The organism is Sporosarcina sp. 6E9, assembly GCF_017921835.1.
In the GTDB taxonomy this organism is placed as follows: domain Bacteria; phylum Bacillota; class Bacilli; order Bacillales_A; family Planococcaceae; genus Sporosarcina.
This window is the reverse complement of record NZ_JAGEMN010000002.1, coordinates 48,623-67,357: the sequence shown is the minus strand read 5'-3', so window position 1 is coordinate 67,357 and position 18,735 is coordinate 48,623. Positions and strand designations below refer to the sequence as shown.

Here is an 18,735-nt window from a genome sequence, read left to right as displayed (position 1 = left end):
GGAAATTAAAAATGGCTAAAATGTATTATAACAACGATATCGATGAGAGTGTTTTAGAAGAAAAGAAAATTGCAGTAATCGGATACGGTTCACAAGGTCACGCACACGCACGTAACTTGAAAGATTCAGGATTTGACGTAGTCGTTGGTGTACGCCCGGGAAAATCATTTGATCAAGCTAAAGAAGATGGCTTGGATGTCGCATCAGTGAAGGAAGCAGCTGAACAAGCAGATCTTGTCATGGTTTTACTGCCAGATGAAAGACAGAAGCAAGTATACGTAGAAGAAATTGAACCTGCACTAAAAGCAGGAAAATCACTCGTCTTCGCTCATGGATTTAACGTTCACTTTGATGAGATTAAACCACCAGCAGACGTTGACGTATTCCTTGTAGCACCAAAAGGTCCAGGTCACCTTGTACGCAGAACATTTGAAGCGGGCGCTGGTGTTCCGGCATTGTTCGCAGTCTATCAAGATGCGTCAGGGAAAGCGCAAGAAGTTGCACTTGCATATGCAAAAGGAATTGGTTCAGCAAGAGCTGGCGTTCTTGAAACGACATTTAAAGAAGAAACTGAAACGGATCTATTTGGAGAACAAGCAGTACTTTGCGGTGGTACAACTGCACTTGTAAAAGCTGGCTTTGAAATCCTTGTCGAAGCGGGTTACCAACCAGAACTTGCTTACTTTGAAACACTCCATGAACTGAAGCTAATCGTTGACCTTATGTATGAGGGTGGACTTTCAGGAATGCGTTATTCGATTTCTGATACAGCGCAGTGGGGAGACTATGTTGCAGGTGACCGGATTATCGATGCAGGGACGAAAGATCGTATGAGAGAACTTCTTTCCGAAATCCAATCAGGCGAGTTCGCAAAAGGATGGATTGAAGAAAACGAAACAGGACGTCCAAACTTTAACGCAATCACTGAAAGTGAAGAAAAACATAGCATTGAGGTAGTCGGTCAAAAACTACGTGAAATGATGCCATTTGTAAACGCAGGTAAGAAAGAGAAAGAAGTGGTGACGAGTGCGAAAGATTGACATTTTCGACACGACGCTACGAGACGGTGAACAAGCTGCAGGTATTAATTTAAACACAGCTGAAAAACTTGAAATTGCGCGTCAGCTCGAAAAACTAGGGGTTACCATTATTGAAGCAGGATTTCCTGCTTCATCCCCCGGTGATTTCCAGGCAGTTCAGAAAATTGCAAACACGGTGAAGGACTCCACTGTAACCGGGCTTGCACGCACGATTAAAAGTGACATAGATACGACGTGGGAAGCGCTAAAAGGTGCGGAACAACCCCATATTCATACATTTTTAGCGACATCACCTATCCATATGCAATATAAGCTCATGAAAACGCCAGATGAAGTGGTAGAGCTTGCGGTTGATGCTGTGAAATATGCGAAGAAGAAATTCTCGCTTGTCCAATGGTCAGCAGAAGATGCTTTTAGGTCGGATCCGGAATTTCTCGTGCGCATTGTCAATCAAGTAATTGCGGCGGGTGCAACAACCATTAATATTCCTGATACTGTCGGTTATGCTTCGCCAATGGAATATGGTGCACTGTTTAAATACTTGAAAGAAAATGTAACGGGGATTGACAAAGTAAAACTATCAGCGCATTGCCATAATGACTTAGGCATGGCGACCGCCAATACAATCGCTGCGATTGAAAATGGAGCGGATCAAGTCGAAGGAACGATTAACGGAATCGGCGAACGTGCTGGTAACGTCGCATTAGAAGAAATTGCCGTCGCACTTCACATTCGAAAAGACTTTTATGGCTATGAAACAGATATTAACTTAAAAGAAATTAAACGAACGAGCCAGCTTGTCAGCCAATTAACAGGTGTCGTCATTCAACCGAACAAAGCAGTTGTCGGGAAAAATGCTTTTGCGCATGAATCCGGTATTCACCAAGACGGCATGTTGAAAAATCCAGAAACCTATGAAATTATCACACCTGCGTTAATCGGAGAAAGCGAAATTCCATTAGCACTTGGAAAACATTCAGGAAGACACGCGTTCAAGGATCGTTCGATTAAAATGGGCTTTGTATTAAGCGATGAAAAATTAAATGATGCGTTTATCGAGTTCAAAAAACTTGCGGACCGTAAAAAAGAAATTACGGAAGATGATCTATTCATCCTTTTCACAGATCAACAAATCCAAAGTTCAGATACGCCAGTTTACAAATTAACGAATGTTCAAGTGCAGTACGGCACGGCAAATGTCCCGACGGCAATGGTTTCAGCCATCACGCCTAGCGGTGAAGAAGTGAATAAAGCGGCGACTGGCTCAGGTTCAGTGGAAGCGATATTCAATACGTTGGAAGAACTTGTTCAAGGCGAGGTTCACATCCTCGATTACCGTGTAACTTCAATCGGTAAAGGACGGGACGCGCTCGGAGAGGCAGTCGTGAATTTAAGCTTGAATGGCCATGTGTCTACAGGGCGTGATGTGGCGCAGGATGTTCTTGAAGCATCTGCAAAAGCATACTTGAATGCGATTAACCGCCAACTGATTAACGCGGATGTCCGGGAGAAGAAAGTAGCAGTTTCAACACCTTAAGAAGTCAAATAATAGAAAAACTATAAGGAGGAGAGCTTGATATGAAAAAGAGAGTAGCAGTTCTACCAGGTGATGGAATCGGTCCAGAAGTAACAGAAGCGGCAGTGAAGGTATTGCAAGTAATTGGAAGACGATTCAATCATACTTTTGAAATCGGCTATGGCTTAATCGGCGGCGCTGCGGTCGATGAGCACAACAACCCGTTTCCAAATGAGACTATCGAACTTTGTCAGACGAGTGATGCGGTTCTTCTTGGTGCAGTAGGTGGTCCGAAATGGGATCAGCACCCAACACATTTAAGACCGGAAAAGGGTTTGCTTGCGATTCGTAAGCACTTTGATTTATACGCGAATCTACGACCTGTAATGGCTGTTCCGTCTTTGCTTCATGCATCTCCTCTTAAAGAAGAAGTAGCTAAAGATGTCGATATGCTAATTGTGCGTGAATTAACGGGTGGCTTATACTTCGGCGAACCAAGTAGGCGCACTGAAAAGTCTGCTTTCGACACGCTCGTTTACACTCGAGAAGAAATTGAACGCATTGTGGAGAAGTCATTTGAGTTAGCTCGGCTACGACGCGGCAAAGTGACTTCTGTCGATAAAGAAAATGTATTGGAATCGAGCAAACTATGGCGTGAAGTTGTTGAGGAAAAGAAAAAACTTTATCCGGATATCGAAGTCGATCATATGTTAGTCGATTCAGCGGCCATGCAACTTGTCACAAACCCAGGCGTGTTTGATGTAATCGTCACGGAAAATATGTTTGGCGATATTTTAAGCGATGAAGCATCTGTCATCACGGGTTCATTGGGCGTTCTTCCATCGGCAAGCCTTGGTCGTGACGGTTTCGGTTTATACGAGCCTGTGCACGGAACGGCGCCTTCCATTGCGGGGCAAGGGAAAGCAAATCCAGCAGCGACAATATTGTCAGTTGCCATGATGTTAAAGTATTCATTTGGAATGGAAGACGAAGCCGTTGCAGTTGAAGAAGCAGTAAATGCCGTTTTTGAAGACGGATTCTTTACAGCTGATTTAGCTTCACCGAGCGACCGTGTCTTATCGACGGATGATTGGGCGAATAAAGTTGTAGATGAACTGGACTTACAATCCGTTTGTAACAGTATCATGTTTACGTACAATTAATATAGAGGGGGAGCAAGATGGCTAAAACAATTATCGAAAAAGTTTGGGATCAGCACGTCGTTTATGAAGAAAGTGGTAAGCCGGATCTGCTCTATATCGACCTTCATCTATTGCATGAAGTTACGTCTCCCCAAGCTTTTGAAGGATTGCGTATTGCGAATCGAAAAGTGCGTCGTCCTGATTTATGTTTTGCGACGATGGATCATAATATTCCAACGAGAAATTTGCCGACGATTAAAGACCCGATAGCTAGAAAGCAAGTGAATACGCTACAAGAAAACTGTGATGAGTTCGGCGTTCCGCTTGCGAATATGGATCATCCAGATCAAGGAATCGTTCATATTATCGGTCCGGAACTCGGTCTTACGCAACCTGGGAAAACGATTGTTTGCGGGGATAGCCATACATCAACACATGGTGCATTTGGAGCCATTGCTTTCGGTATTGGCACGAGTGAAGTTGAACACGTTTTGTCGACACAGACACTTTGGCAAGCGCGTCCGAAAACAATGGAAATGCGGATTTCCGGAGAACTCGGTTTTGGCGTTACGGCCAAAGATATTATACTAGCAATCATCGCGAAATTCGGTATTGATATGGGAAATGGCCATATTATCGAATTCACGGGCGAAGCCATTCGTAATTTAACGATGGAAGAGCGAATGACGGTTTGTAATATGTCCATCGAAGCAGGTGCGAAAGCTGGATTAATCAGTCCAGATGAGACAACAGTAGCTTATTTAAAAGGTCGTAAATACGTCCCAACTGGTGAAGCGTTTGAAAAGGCTACAGCAGAGTGGCTGTCATATGCAACAGATGAAGGTGCACAGTACGACAAAGTTGTTGAAATAGATGCGAATGACATCGAGCCTTTCGTGACTTGGGGAACGAACCCTTCAATGGGGGCAGGTATTTCAAGCCATGTTCCATACGAATCAGATTTTAGCTCGGAATCGGATAAAGAGTCATTGAAAAATGCACTTGAATATATGGGACTAGAAGAAGGGATGCCGTTAACCGAAATCGAGATCCAAAACGTGTTTATCGGATCATGCACGAATGCTAGGCTAAGTGATTTACGCGCCGCGGCAAAAGTGATAGAAGGTCAAAAGGTTCATCAATCAGTGACCGCAATTGTCGTACCAGGATCCCGCACGGTAAAAAAACAAGCTGAAGATGAGGGATTAGACAAAGTATTCCTAGAAGCAGGCTTCGAATGGCGCGAATCTGGTTGCAGCATGTGTTTAGCGATGAATGATGATGTTGTCCCTGCAGGTGAGCGATGTGCTTCAACATCCAACCGTAACTTTGAAGGTAGACAAGGCGCGGGTTCACGAACTCACTTGATGAGTCCGGCAATGGCTGCCGCAGCTGCAGTTAAAGGCCGTTTCGTAGATGTGCGTGAAATGAATGCGGTTCATGCTTAAGTGTTAAAGGGGGTTAATCAAATGGAACCAATTAATAAAGTGGAAAGTGTCATTACGCCGCTTGATCGAACCAACGTCGATACGGACCAAATTATTTCTAAAGAATTCTTAAGGCGTATCGAGCGAACCGGATTCGGAAAGTATTTATTTTACCACTGGCGTTTCGATGCGGAAGGCAATGAAAGAAAAGGTTTTGTATTGAATGACAAACGGTTTAAAGACTCCAAAGTCCTAGTTGCCCATGAAAACTTCGGTTGCGGATCATCTAGAGAGCATGCGCCGTGGTCACTATTGGATTATGGATTTAACGTTGTCATCGCACCAAGTTTTGCGGATATTTTTTATAACAACTGCATGAAAAATGGTTTGCTTCCGATTCCATTAGCGGTAGCCGAGGTTGAACACATCCTTGAAAAAGGTCAGCAAGCACCTTATTCTGTTCAAGTGAATTTGGAAAAACAAACGGTTACGACCGAAGATGGTAAAACTTATTCGTTTTCGATTGATCCCTACTATAAACAAATGTTGTTAAACGGTTGGGATGAAATTGAATTAACTTTCCAATATGAAGATAAAATAAAAGCATTTGAAGATAAACAAAAACAATTGGTTTAAATTAGACCAATACCCCTATTAATAAAGGAGATGGTGTCGTTGGGGATTATAGCACAGCAGGTTTATTCGAAGCATTTGAAACATTAACAGATGTTGTTCACAGAACGCCTTGCAAAGAGTCCAGGACAATAAATGAATGGACGGACTCAACCGTTTATTTAAAACTGGAAAACCTCCAAAGAACCGGTTCATTTAAAATTCGAGGCGCTTTTAATAAGGTTTCGAAACTGAGTGATGAAGAGTGTTCACGTGGATTAATTGCGGCATCGGCCGGAAACCATGCGCAGGGCGTCGCGCTTGCGGGCCGTGAAAGAGGTATTCCGGTAACGATATACATGCCTAAAACAACGCCGGATACGAAGATTAATGCAACCCGAAAATACGGTGCCACCGTAAAATTGGTCGGGCAAAACTTTGACGAAGCATACATTGCGGCGCGCGAAGAACAATTTGTATCCGGTGCAAGCTTCATTCACCCTTTCGATGATCTAGCAATTGTAGAAGGGCAGGCGACCGTTGCCATGGAGATGTTGCAACAGCGACCTGAAATGGATACGATTGTCGTTCCGGCAGGGGGCGGAGGTTTGCTCGCGGGAACTGCGCTTGCAGTCAAAACAATTCGTCCAAGTGTGAAAGTCATTGGAGTTCAAGCATCGAATTCACCAGCAATTGCGCATGCATTTAAAGGGGTTCGAAACAAAAACCTCCCATTCTTACCGACAATTGCAGAGGGGATTTGTGTGAAAGAACCTGGAAAGTTAACTGTGGATATTATCCGCAATTATGTGGATGATATTGTTACAGTGACAGAACAGGAAATCACTTCAACAATCCTCTTTATGCTAGAAAGAGAAAAGTTGCTCGTTGAAGGCGCCGCAGCAGCAGCAATTGCAGCTGTGGTGAATAAAAGACTCCCGTTTTCATCTGAAAAAACGGGCGTAATCGTGAGCGGTGGCAATTTTGATCTGCGAAAGTTAAGCGAGTGCATGGGACAAAATACAAAAAATGTTCAAAACTTTTAACAAAATAACTACCTGACCTGTAATAGGGTTGGGTAGTTTTTATCTATTGGCGGCAAACTTTACACATAGACAATATGATATAATAGATACAGACTATTGTTAATATGTGGGATTCAGGGGTGTGTGAATTGAAAATCGGGTTAATCGGTTGTGGATCGATTGGGAAGTTTTTATTGGAAAAGCTGAACGAAGAAAAACTGTTGCCGAATTATCAAGTTTGTTCGGTTTTTGATGAACGGGCTAGTCGCAGGATGAAATTACAAAGTCTGTCGGAAATCTACGGATTCAAGACTTATCAAGATTTAAATCAGTTCCTGCAATCGGGTATAGACTTGGTAGTAGAATGCGCCAATATCCAAACGGTGAATGAGTATGCGATTCGGATTGTTGAGCAAAAAGATTTACTGCTAATCAGCATCGGTGCTTTAGCGAACCTAACCTTATATCAAGAACTGCAATCCGCATCAAAGGTCAATGGTACGAAAATTTTTCTGCCTTCAGGCGCAATCGGTGGATTAGACGTGATCAAGACTGCGAATATTATGGGCGGATTAAATACAGTTTCCTTAGTATCGAGAAAACCTTTCACGGCTTTCTCCAATGAACAATACAATAAAGAAACCGTTTTATTTGAAGGGTCTGCTAAAGATGCGATTCAAAAATACCCGCAAAATGCGAATGTAGCTATCGTTCTTTCCTTGGCAGGGATTGGAATTGAAAAAACTTCAGTGGAAATTATTGCAGATCCAGCAGTAAATAAAAACATCATGAAATCTATGCTGAAGGTGTTTTTGGGGAAGTTTCTATAACAGTCCAAAACAATCCATCTGAAGGTAATGCGAAAACGAGTTATTTAACGGCATTAAGTATTTTATCCGCACTTAAGTCAATAAACGAACAGGTAACAATAGGGTAATTCATAGGTGAAGCGGGAATCGGGCAAGGGTGCGCCTTGTTTTCACCGTTAGGAAAACATGGGGGGGTTGCGATTTGGAAAAACTAGTGGATCTAATAAGAGAAGCGCTTCAATTGCCGGATGCAAAAATAGAAAATATCCAAACAACAGGCGGGATGACAAATTTAAATTACTTAGTCACAATCGATTCGACTAATTTCATCGTCCGAATACCAGGGAATGGCACAGAGGAATTCATCGATAGAAGAATTGAAAAAGAGAATCTGGAATATGCATCTTCGCTCGGCATAAATCCAGCACTACGTTACTTCAATTTAGAAAATGGATTAAAAATTACGAAGAAAATTGTAAACGCTTCCACACTGACACCTGAAATTGCCAGTGAGGAAAAAATGTTAATAAAGGTCGCGGATGTCTTCAGAACTGTGCATAATTCAAATCGGAAAATGAGTAATCGATTTGAACTGTTCGAGATGATGGCGAATTTCGAAAAACTTGCGCTTGAAGCAGGGGCGGAATTATTTAATGGATTTGATGAAGTGAAAAGTGAAGTCATTTCACTGCAGGCGTACTTTAATAACCAAAACATAGTGGAAACTCCTTGCCATATAGATCCGGCTTGTTCCAATTTCATCATGAGCGATGAAGAAGATAAAGTGTACTTGATTGACTGGGAATATAGTGGGATGTTTGATCCAATGTGGGATATTGCCGCACACGCATTAGGCGCTAAACTTTCGGAAACAGAGGAAGCGTTTTTTGTCCGACAGTATTTTCAGAGAGAAGCGACTGTATCAGAAAAGGAAAGAATGCTGTTACATAAAATATTCCAAGACTATCTATGGAGCTTATGGACTCTTTTCAAAGAAGAAATAGGTGACGACTTCGGCTCCTACGGAAAAAACTGTTTTGAACGCGCAAAAAAGAATATTGACGTTTTTAATCAAGCTAAATAAATGTTTATACACCTTACATATGTAGGGTGTATTTTTTATTTGGGTGAAACGACCAAAGAGGCTGTTGAAACGACTAAAGAGACGTTGGATTCGTCCATAGTAGAAGCTCAAACGACTATGCCGTCTACCGAAAAGACTAAACCAGTCTCTCAAACGACCAAACCACAGTTTCCTACAGTTTTTCGCCTTTTTTTCTATAAAACTCAAATAATACCTTCAACTTAACCGATTCTTAACCTTCATTGAATAGAGTATGGAGGAATAGAATTTTGGGGGTGCAAGTATTGAAGAAAATGAGTATATTATTGGGTGTTTTATTTTTAAGTATATTATTGGCGGGTTGCATATCGATTCCGCTTGGTGACGGCGGGAAGTTGGAAGTATCGAAGGACGGCGGCAATATTGATACAGGTGAAGAAGATGTGGCAGAGGGCGTAGATGGTACAGAAGATGAAACAAACGGAGACGATGCAACAGATGAAGATGTGGGAACAGTGGATGATGAGTCTGAAGAAGTGGTGAACGGCCCAACTAGTTGCGTTGAGCCTATAGAAGATACTAGAGGGAATGAAAGAGCACTCAAACAACTAGCAGAATTAGCACCACCGAATTTTCCATTGCCCGACTGTACGAAAATCGAAACCGTGACAGATGGATATTATGACGGTTATAAAGCAGCGACATTAGATGCTACTTTTATAGTTGAAGGCTACTGGGCAGACACCTCTGATTTATACAAAGATTATTTGGAGAACGTTGGATTTGGCCCGCTTAATAAGAGCGAAAAAGCAGAACGATTGTCTGCAAGGATAGAAGGAAAAACGTCGGAATATGATGTGACAATATATATTGAACAAATGGACAGAGATGATGATGCAGAGTTAGTAGAGGTTAGGTTGGTTCTTTATCACTACGACGAACCGCGGGATGAATAATGAAGGAATGGAGACGAAGTAAATGAAAAGAATACTGACGTTAATGTCGACATTTCTAGCCATTCTGTTGATATCAGGTTGTGTGTCAATTCCGTTGACGGATGGGGGGAGCATCGAAATCTCGGCTGATGGGCTCACGATTATTCCGGCTGAAGATGACGGGGTTGTTGACGATATTGAAATAGGGAAAGAAAGTGTTGGAAAGGGAAAGGTGAAAGGAAAAACGACTAATGAAGAAGGAGCTACGGATGAAGACGCGGAAAGTGAAGATCCCGTAACTAATAACGATAATGAAGAGGATGAAGATGCAGGCTTTGCTGGTATGGAAGGTTTGGGTGGTTGTGCGCATGAATTCTATCTACTAAAAAACCGGCTTCCAACCGGATTTCCAATTCCGGAATGTGCTTATATTACAGTTTTTGAAATTGTCGAAGATCACGAGGCTAACTCACGAATGATTACCGCGCAATATCAGAATTTCGGCTCGCTTCAAGAAGAACACGAGCATGCTAAGTCTTTCTTTTCAAATTTAGGCTATACAATTACAAAAGATGAAGTGGGCGTCCTCACAGCTAAGAAAAAGGGTATACAAATTACCGTGACCAATGAAGATGCAGATTCTGATTCGCTGTTGACGAGTATACAATATCGTGAAACACCTATTATTCAGTACAAGGTGACTGATTCCTTTCTTAATTTGACTGAAAAAGGTCATGGTAAATGTTCGGATGAATATTACACGTCCTTAAGTCTGTTGCCGGAAGACTTTCCGTTAGCGGAATGTGCTAAAACACTATTTGTGGTGATGGAAAATTTTGATGCTGCCAGTAATAGCGCAGCAGCTTATGAAGTCGCTGGCATGTGGGCGGATCATTACAATGCATTTGTAGCGTATGCAGAAGCAAATAATTTTACAATTACTCAAAATGAAGGCGTTGCAACTCAAGGCTACTTAAGTTATACAGACGAAGATACAATCGTAAGCATTGGCGTGGAGAAAATTGATAACACGAAAACGGATATTCAGATAAACGTATCCAGAAAATTTTAAGTTAAAGAGAATAATAACCCTTTCTGATTCTAGAAAGGGTTTTGAGTATGTGTAAATAGTGATAGTAGATCATGTTTGGGTATATGTTCAGTGACACCTTTCATAATAGTATATATGATGTATAATTAATATAACTTTCTGAATACTCTAATCCACATATGCGAGGGATGACTAAATGATAATAAAAGGAATCAAAAGCGGGATAATCCTCTTTCTAATACTCGTATTCTTTACATTTAGCCACCACACGCATTCATATAGCGAAGATGGCGACTTAATTACAATTACTTCTACAAGTAAAGAAATAAAAGTTTACGAGAAAATGATGATTCTACAAGATAAAGAAAAAGCATTAACAATTGATGATATGGCTATGGTAGAAAACTTAGGTCGATTCACGCAAACTAAAAAGGGAATTCCTAATTTCGGATATATCGATTCTGTCTATTGGGCAGTTTTTCAACTAGAAAATACATCCGATATGGAGGATTGGTATCTGGAAATCAGTTACCCGCCACTTGAAAGGGTTACGAGCTATAGCGAGATGATTACGGGTGACTATGAAGAAATAAAACTTGGCCAAACTTACCCATTTCATCACCGAAAAGTTTCCCATCGAAATCATGTATTCGATTTGAAAATCCAACCAGGCGAATCAAAACGATTTTTTCTTCGTGTTGAAACGGGAGGGTCTATGCAACTCCCAATAATATTATGGGAAAAAGAAGCATTCATTAAGAAGACTCAAATGGAGTTTATTTATTTAGGGATTTTTTACGGTGCGCTTATCGCGATGATGCTGTATAACCTGTTTCTTTACTTCAGTTTGCATCATCGAAGTTATTTATATTATGTGCTGGTTATCTCAGGTTCTATTTTTTCAAATGCGGCAATGAATGGCATTGGTTTCCAATACGTTTGGCCGGATCTTCCCTGGTTCAATCATCGTTCGGCGATTGTATTTATTCATTTCGGTATCATTGCCTGTATTTTGTTCACTGAAAGCTTTCTTGATACAAATCGCTATTATCCTCGTTTTAAAATAATCGGTCAACTCATCATGGCATTAAATGCATTGAACCTTTTCATCGTTTTTTTCATATCTTATAAGATTGCGTTAAATATTATCATTCCTCTCATGCTTATATCCATTTTCACGATTATCGTGGTGGGATTCATTTGTTTGCAAAAAGGCGCTCGGCAGGCACGTTTCTTTCTAATCGCATGGATTATTTTCATTTTAGGGATTGCGATTTCGGCATTAGCAGATGGCGCTTATATTCCCCTTAATTTCTGGTCGAAGTACGCTGTTCAAATATCGGCAATACTTGAAGTCATTCTTTTATCGCTTGGTCTGGCTGACCGTATCAATATATTGCGACTTGAAAAGGAGTCCGCTGAACTACAGGCAAGAAGGAGTCAAGCTGAAGCGGTAGAGAGTCTTAAGCGTGCCGATGCAATAAAAGATGAGTTTCTTGCCATCACTTCGCATGAATTACGAACACCGCTTTATGGCATTATTGGTATTGCTGAATCTCTTCGAGACGGAGTCGAAGGGGAGATTACAAATTCGATGGATCGACAACTTTCAATGATTAGTAGCAGTGGTAAGCGTTTGACCAATCTAGTTAATGATATTCTTGACTTCTCGAAATTGAAACATAACTCTATCGAAGTGAAGGTGCAGCAAGTTAAGTTATACGAAATAATTAATATCGTACTTGCCATTTGCAACCCACTCGTAACGGGAAAACCTATTAACATTACAAATAAAATTCAAAAATCAATACCAAATGTGCGCGCAGATCAAGATCGGCTGATTCAGATTTTGTACAACTTAATCGGGAATGCGATTAAATATACGGACCACGGGGATATCTCAGTTTCTGCCGAACGGTTTGATAACCAATTAAAAATCTCAATTGCAGATACCGGAAAAGGCATTCCCGAAAGTGATTTGGAGTCAATCTTTAATTCCTTTCACCAAGTTGATGACACGGACATGAGGGAAGTTGGAGGAACCGGGATTGGACTGAGCATTACAAAAAAACTTGTTGAACTATTAGCGGGCGAAATTGAAGTGATTTCAACGCTCGGTATTGGCTCGACATTCAGTTTCACGCTACCGATACATGAAGAAAGCGTTGTGGAAGATGAAGTCGCAAGTAGTGTGGCAACGGATGGATTTATCGACACATTTGTACCCAGCGCACCTATAGAAAAGTTGCCATCCCATTCAAGTAGGGAAACAACAGCGAAAATTCTCATTGCGGACGATGAACCGGTAAATTTACAAGTTCTTATTAATAATCTCTCATTAGAAGGCTATCAAGTTGTCGCTGCATTGAACGGTGAAGAAGTGCTCGCTATTGTTGAAAAGGAAGATTTTGATCTCCTGATTTTAGACGTCATGATGCCTAAGCTTTCCGGCTTTGAAGTGACAAAAGAGTTAAGAATGCGCCACAGTTTAACCGAACTGCCCATTTTAATGTTAACGGCAAAAACTCAACTATACGATAAAGTGACGGCATTTGAAATGGGGGCAAATGATTATTTAGCAAAACCATGTGACAAGGAAGAGTTAATTGCGCGCGTTGAAACGCTTATTAACTTAAGTAAATTAAACAAAGAACTCACCGCGATAAATCGTTCACTCGGAGAAATCGTAAAAGAGCGAACTTCTGCGCTTGAAGAGACGAACGCAGATCTTCTGAGTGTGAATGAAGAATTGAAGAATATGGAAGAGTCTAGAACATTATTATTATCGAGTATTTCGCACGAACTTGCGACACCCATCACTTTAATTCAAAACTATATTCAAGCTGTGCAAGAGGGATTAATACAAGAAAATAATCCGCGATATTTAGAAATGGTTCAACAGAAATTAAATATGCTAAATCGATTAACGAAAGACTTATTTGAGCTTTCAAAATTAAAATCGGCGCATATAAGCATTAATTTCAAAGAAATTGCATTTAATAAATGGTTTGAACAGCTTACGGATGGTTTGTCATTTGACTTGCAACGAAGTGGCAGAAAGTTCGTGTCGACAAACCTTTCGGATCACAGAGCGGTAATAACTGGCGATGTCGAGCGATTGAGTCAAGCATTTTCGAATGTCATTTGGAATGCCGTGAAACACACCTTGCCAAGTACAGGAGAAATTAAATTATCCGCGGAAATCATCCAGGATATGAAGACCGAATGGGATTGGAAAGTACGTATCCATATTTCAGATAATGGTTGTGGAATTCCGAAAGAGAGTTTGCCATTCATTTTCGAGCGCTTTTATCAAGGCGCAAATCATTCAACAAATAGTGAGTCGAATGGCACGGGGTTAGGTCTTGCAATTACGAAGGAGATTATTGTCCTTCATAACGGAACAATTGAAGTCGTAAGTGAAATGGGAGAGGGGACGGTATTTACAATTGAATTACCTTTACGAACAAGTAATGGCGGAGTGGAGGGCTCGATATGGCGGGGGAACGAATTTTAGTTGTCGATGATGAAGCTGGAATACGTGAACTTATTCAACTCTATTTGATAAAAAAAGCATATAGCGTACAAAATGCGGGGAGTGGGTTGGAAGCAATCAAGGCTGCTCGAAAAGGCGATATCGATTTAATATTACTGGATATTGAAATGCCTGGAATGGATGGTTTTGAAGCCTGCAAAGAAATTCGGTTATTTTCTAATGTTCCGATTTTATTTGTGAGCTGTAAAAAAGAATTATCGGACCGCATCGAAGGGATTGAAATCGGCGCGGATGACTTTATCACAAAACCCTTTGACTTTCACGAGTTGGAAGCTCGGATTGAAGCTGTTTTCAGACGGAAAAAGTGGGTGAAAATGGACGCGGAAAGCGTGGCGGGATCGATTATTCAATTCGATGATATTGTAATTGATTTGCTGAAATGCGAGCTTACTGTACGCGGTAAGAAAGTGCGTCTTTCCAGTAAAGAATTTCAATTGCTTTCATTAATGGCAAAAGAACCTAATCGGATTTGGCCGGCTGAACAATTGTATGACCATATTTGGGGGTATTATTCTGAGGGCAGCCCGCAAACGGTTAAGGTGCATATTAGCAATTTGCGGAGAAAGTTGGAGGTCGATCCAACGACTCCGAAATACATTCAAACGGCTAGGGGTTTCGGATACAAATTCGCCTCATCGAATTAACTAGAAATTAGTTTTAACCTTTACCTTAACTTAACCTTCAACTTATATAATTTAAATTAATTGAATGGAAGGAGGAACGTAAATGACAAATAACGAGCATGTTGGTTCGGAAAATCAGACGCCAGTTTTCAAAGAAGAATCAGTCGAGACGGCTGCAACCGTGGAAACAGTCGAAAAGAAGTCGACATCTGTTGGGCTTGAGGAGAATATTGCAGCCGCGCTCTGCCATCTTCCGATCATTGGACTAATATTTTTCTTTATTGAAAAAGAAAATAAGGTCGTTCGTTTTCATGCTTTGCAAGTGATTATGTTATCCATTGTTGTCATTGTTGCTAGTATAGCAGTCGGAATTTTGACGGGGCTGTTATCGTTCATGAAACTAGGAATGTTAGGCTTGTTAATTAGTGGACCGTTTTACTTTTTGATCATGCCGGCATCAACCGTTTTATTAATTTTTATGGCGGTTTGGGCTTACAAGGGAAAAGTTATCAATCTCCCGGTCATTGGCAAGTTTGCAGAAGAACATTCAACTCCGAAACAATGAAGAATATAGGATTATCGTGGAATTGAAATCGAATGAAGGAGGATTTGGGTTGTCTGTCATGAAGTTAGTGAATCGGACATTGCCGTTTTTATTTGCCCGGGTCGCAATTTATGGACTATTTGTCATTGCAGCATTGATTTTTTTAGCCATCATGATTGGAATTGGGTTTTTGCTTTTGAAAATTTTTGGTGAAAGTTCCGCCGCGTTCCTCATCGTGATGTTATTGGCATTCAGTGTCATCTACGGTGGACTCAGATTTTTGGAGCGATACGTGTTGTATATGGTTAAAGTTGCCCATATATCAGTCGTTGTCGAGTTATTGAAAACGGGCACAATCCCAGAAGGCAAAGGACAAATCGCGTACGGAAAAGAGCAAGTAAAGCAAAACTTCGGATCAGCGAACGTAGCTTTTGTCGTCGATAAAGCGATTCACGGGGCTGTAAAACAAATTCAACGATGGACGTTGTGCGTTGGAGAGGCTTTTAGTTTCGTTCCTGGGGCAAAAAACATTATCGGCATACTCAACGCGATTATGTCAGTAAGCTTGAATTATATCGATGAAGCTGTTGTCAGTTATATCATTTTGCGGAAAAATGAAAAACGGGAAGAAACAGTTTGGAAGTCTGCATCAGATGGTGTTGTTCTATATGCACAGAGTTGGAAAGGCATACTTAAAACAGCAACAGGTGCTGTCGCTGGTATTTACGCTTTCAGCATTATCACATTTCTCGTTTTCGCGCTTCCGTTTATGGGAATCTCCAAACTAATATCAGCCAATACCCCCGGCTTGGGAACATTCTTGGGCTTTATTGCACTTGTAGGGGCCTATGTGTTTACGGTAGCGATAAAAAGAGCGCTCGTCGATCCGATTGTGACGATTGCGATGGTACGTTCCTATCAAATGAGCATCACTGGATTGGAACCCGCAATGGATTTACAACAAAAACTATTGGGCGTTTCCTCTCGATTTAGGAAACTATTTGAAAAAGGAAAAGAAGCCGAGGCTGGAGCGGCTCTAGTGGAAACAAAACCAGTGGAAGTCCCGACATAATGTCCCCCCAATTACTTCACATATAGGTAGCGACTTGGAATCTAGTCACCAAGTTGCTACTATTTTTTTGTATTGTAAGATGAATTAGAAGATAATGATAGTAACGCATTTATTCGAATGAAATGAGGGAGAAAGTATGAAAGAAAAGTACATTCTAGCACTCGATCAAGGTACGACAAGCTCGCGGGCAATTTTGTTCAATAAAAAAGGAGAAAATGTCCATACCTCTCAAAAAGAATTTAAACAATATTTTCCGAAATCTGGATGGGTCGAACATAACGCAAACGAAATCTGGAGTTCAATTTTAGCAGTGATTGCAAGTGTGTTATCGGAAAACAATATTGTTGCAGAGCAAATAGAAGGAATCGGGATTACAAATCAACGAGAAACAACCGTCGTCTGGGATAAAAATACAGGCATCCCCGTCTACAATGCAATCGTTTGGCAATCAAGACAGACAGCAGAAATCTGTGATCAATTGATAGCGGCCGGACATAATGATACAGTTCGCGACAAAACAGGTCTACTCATCGACGCTTATTTCTCCGGGACCAAAGTGAAGTGGATTTTAGATAATGTGGAAGGTGCAAGAGAAAAAGCAGTCCGAGGCGACTTGCTCTTTGGAACTATAGACACATGGCTTGTTTGGAAACTATCCGGTGGGAAAGAGCATGTCACCGATTATACGAATGCTTCTAGGACCTTAATGTATAATATTTATGAGTTAAAATGGGATGAAGAGCTATTAAAGTTGTTAGACGTACCTGCGTCAATGCTGCCGGAAGTTAAATCATCTTCTGAAATCTACGGTTATACAGACAATATTCACTTCTTCGGCCATAATGCGCCTATAGCGGGAATTGCAGGAGATCAGCATGCGTCTTTGTTTGGTCAAAATTGCTTTGAAAGCGGCATGGTGAAAAATACTTATGGGACTGGCTGTTTCATGTTGATGAATACGGGAGAAGATGCAGTTAAGTCGGCGCATGGTTTACTGACGACGATTGCGTGGGGCATTGATGGGAAAGTTGAATACGCGCTTGAAGGAAGTATTTTCGTGGCGGGTTCTGCGATTCAATGGTTGCGCGATGGACTCCGGATGTTCAGAGATTCAGCGGATACTGAGCAATACGCTACTCGCGTGGAATCGACGGAAGGTGTGTATGTTGTGCCTGCATTTGTAGGTCTAGGTGCACCGTATTGGGATAGCGATGTTCGTGGTGCAGTATTTGGACTGACACGGGGGACATCCAAAGAGCATTTCATACGCGCGACATTGGAATCGCTCGCTTATCAAACAAAAGATGTATTAGACGCGATGGAAGCTGATTCCGGTATTACGTTAAAAACATTGCGGGTCGACGGCGGCGCGGTGAGAAATGACCTTCTTATGCAATTCCAGAGTGATTTGCTGAATGTTCCGGTTGAACGACCAGTGATTGATGAAACAACAGCGCTCGGGGCGGCATATTTAGCGGGATTAGCTGTAGGATTCTGGCAAGACCGTGCAGAAATAAAGAAACATTGGCAATTGGATCAGTCGTTTGAACCGGAAATGGAACAGAGTCGACGTGATGAGTTATATACAGGATGGCAAAAGGCAGTTAAAGCAGCGATGATTTTCAAATAAATTACTTGAAGGAGGGGGCGTATGATTTACTTTTTCGGCATTCGAAACTACATCATTAGGATGAAGAAGCAAGCAGCGCAGCTGGAACGTTATTATCCAAAAAATACATACGACCGACTTGCAAGGCGTGAGATAAAACCGATTCTGACGAACTTCAATACTCTATTTTACGAAGCTTATCCAGAAGCTTTAACAGATGAAGCAGAGTTGGTTCTTGATTACCATCCTACAAGGCATTCAAGAAGATACGATGTTCAACGCGCGATTAAACTTTGCAAATCACAAAAAGTGCGAAGAAAAGATATCGTGCAAATCGAAGAATATTTGAACTTGCAATATATCATCGAAGAACAAATGACCTATTATTACCAAGCGATTAAAAAGGCGGAAAACACCGAACGGTTGCTGGCAAACGAGACGTTTTCCGAATTCTTTCCGGAATTGTATGGAGAGAGAATGAAAATGCTTGATGAAATAAAAGACTACAGCTTAACAACGATAGATAAATTGCATCATGACAAGCAACTATGCGAAAGAGCTATTAACGACTTGATCCGTCGGGGTCATGGATTCTGGGGCGAAGCAAGTCGGCTTATTGGAAGTCTAGTCGCCGAATCCGTTAAGCAAGTTGTAGACGTCGCTGGTCAAACGATTAGACGGAAATAGGTACGGCTTTGCAATGAAGGGGGA

15 protein-coding genes and 1 pseudogene are annotated in these 18,735 nt (G+C 41.3%); all 16 read left to right on the top strand.

Features of this window, described 5'->3' with window-relative positions; translation table 11 throughout:
- Nucleotides 1-11: 11 nt before the first annotated feature.
- The 16 genes and pseudogenes from ilvC to J4G36_RS11845 all read left to right on the top strand — a co-directional run bounded on the left by ilvC (nucleotide 12) and on the right by J4G36_RS11845 (nucleotide 18,711).
- On the top strand, nucleotides 12-1,040 hold the full coding sequence (ilvC, locus tag J4G36_RS11925; RefSeq protein ID WP_210470588.1) for a ketol-acid reductoisomerase: 1,029 nt from the start codon (nucleotides 12-14) through the stop codon (nucleotides 1,038-1,040).
- Entirely contained in the window at nucleotides 1,027-2,577 is a 1,551-nt protein-coding gene (locus J4G36_RS11920) for a 2-isopropylmalate synthase (protein WP_210470587.1), read from the top strand. Before ilvC ends, J4G36_RS11920 begins: the two co-directional genes overlap by 14 nt.
- 41 nt (nucleotides 2,578-2,618) lie before the next feature.
- Nucleotides 2,619-3,719 carry a 3-isopropylmalate dehydrogenase gene (leuB, locus tag J4G36_RS11915; protein ID WP_210470586.1) on the top strand — a complete coding sequence of 367 codons (1,101 nt, stop codon included), beginning with the start codon at nucleotides 2,619-2,621 and terminating at the stop codon, nucleotides 3,717-3,719.
- Nucleotides 3,720-3,736: 17 nt separating this feature from the next.
- On the top strand, nucleotides 3,737-5,146 hold the full coding sequence (gene leuC / locus J4G36_RS11910) for a 3-isopropylmalate dehydratase large subunit (RefSeq protein ID WP_210470585.1): 1,410 nt from the start codon (nucleotides 3,737-3,739) through the stop codon (nucleotides 5,144-5,146).
- A 21-nt stretch (nucleotides 5,147-5,167) separates the two neighbouring features.
- Nucleotides 5,168-5,761, top strand: a complete 594-nt coding sequence (leuD, locus tag J4G36_RS11905; protein ID WP_210470584.1) for a 3-isopropylmalate dehydratase small subunit — start codon at nucleotides 5,168-5,170, stop codon at nucleotides 5,759-5,761.
- Nucleotides 5,762-5,778: 17 nt separating this feature from the next.
- Nucleotides 5,779-6,783 carry a threonine ammonia-lyase gene (locus tag J4G36_RS11900; protein WP_210470817.1) on the top strand — a complete coding sequence of 335 codons (1,005 nt, stop codon included), beginning with the start codon at nucleotides 5,779-5,781 and terminating at the stop codon, nucleotides 6,781-6,783.
- Between the two features lie 104 nt (nucleotides 6,784-6,887).
- Nucleotides 6,888-7,699 (top strand): annotated as a pseudogene (gene nadX / locus J4G36_RS11895) (aspartate dehydrogenase).
- 74 nt (nucleotides 7,700-7,773) lie between these two features.
- Complete coding sequence (locus J4G36_RS11885; protein ID WP_210470582.1) at nucleotides 7,774-8,655, top strand: choline/ethanolamine kinase family protein; 882 nt, start codon at nucleotides 7,774-7,776, stop codon at nucleotides 8,653-8,655.
- Between the two features lie 269 nt (nucleotides 8,656-8,924).
- Entirely contained in the window at nucleotides 8,925-9,590 is a 666-nt protein-coding gene (locus J4G36_RS11880) for a hypothetical protein (protein WP_210470581.1), read from the top strand.
- Nucleotides 9,591-9,612: 22 nt separating this feature from the next.
- Entirely contained in the window at nucleotides 9,613-10,641 is a 1,029-nt protein-coding gene (locus J4G36_RS11875; protein ID WP_210470580.1) for a hypothetical protein, read from the top strand.
- A gap of 175 nt (nucleotides 10,642-10,816) precedes the next feature.
- Nucleotides 10,817-14,137: an ATP-binding protein gene (locus J4G36_RS11870; protein WP_210470579.1), complete on the top strand. Its 3,321-nt coding sequence runs from the start codon at nucleotides 10,817-10,819 to the stop codon at nucleotides 14,135-14,137.
- Entirely contained in the window at nucleotides 14,116-14,820 is a 705-nt protein-coding gene (locus J4G36_RS11865) for a response regulator transcription factor (RefSeq protein ID WP_210470578.1), read from the top strand. Before J4G36_RS11870 ends, J4G36_RS11865 begins: the two co-directional genes overlap by 22 nt.
- A gap of 82 nt (nucleotides 14,821-14,902) precedes the next feature.
- A complete protein-coding gene (locus tag J4G36_RS11860; protein WP_210470577.1) occupies nucleotides 14,903-15,364 on the top strand; it encodes a DUF4870 domain-containing protein in 462 nt (153 codons plus the stop codon).
- Nucleotides 15,333-16,415 carry a hypothetical protein gene (locus J4G36_RS11855; RefSeq protein ID WP_210470576.1) on the top strand — a complete coding sequence of 361 codons (1,083 nt, stop codon included), beginning with the start codon at nucleotides 15,333-15,335 and terminating at the stop codon, nucleotides 16,413-16,415. The genes J4G36_RS11860 and J4G36_RS11855 overlap by 32 nt, the downstream gene beginning before the upstream one ends.
- A gap of 136 nt (nucleotides 16,416-16,551) precedes the next feature.
- Nucleotides 16,552-18,045 (top strand): glycerol kinase GlpK, encoded by a 1,494-nt coding sequence (glpK, locus tag J4G36_RS11850; protein WP_210470575.1) that lies wholly within the window; start codon nucleotides 16,552-16,554, stop codon nucleotides 18,043-18,045.
- Nucleotides 18,046-18,066: 21 nt separating this feature from the next.
- A complete protein-coding gene (locus J4G36_RS11845) occupies nucleotides 18,067-18,711 on the top strand; it encodes a hypothetical protein (RefSeq protein ID WP_210470574.1) in 645 nt (214 codons plus the stop codon).
- The last annotated feature ends 24 nt before the right edge of the window (nucleotides 18,712-18,735 follow it).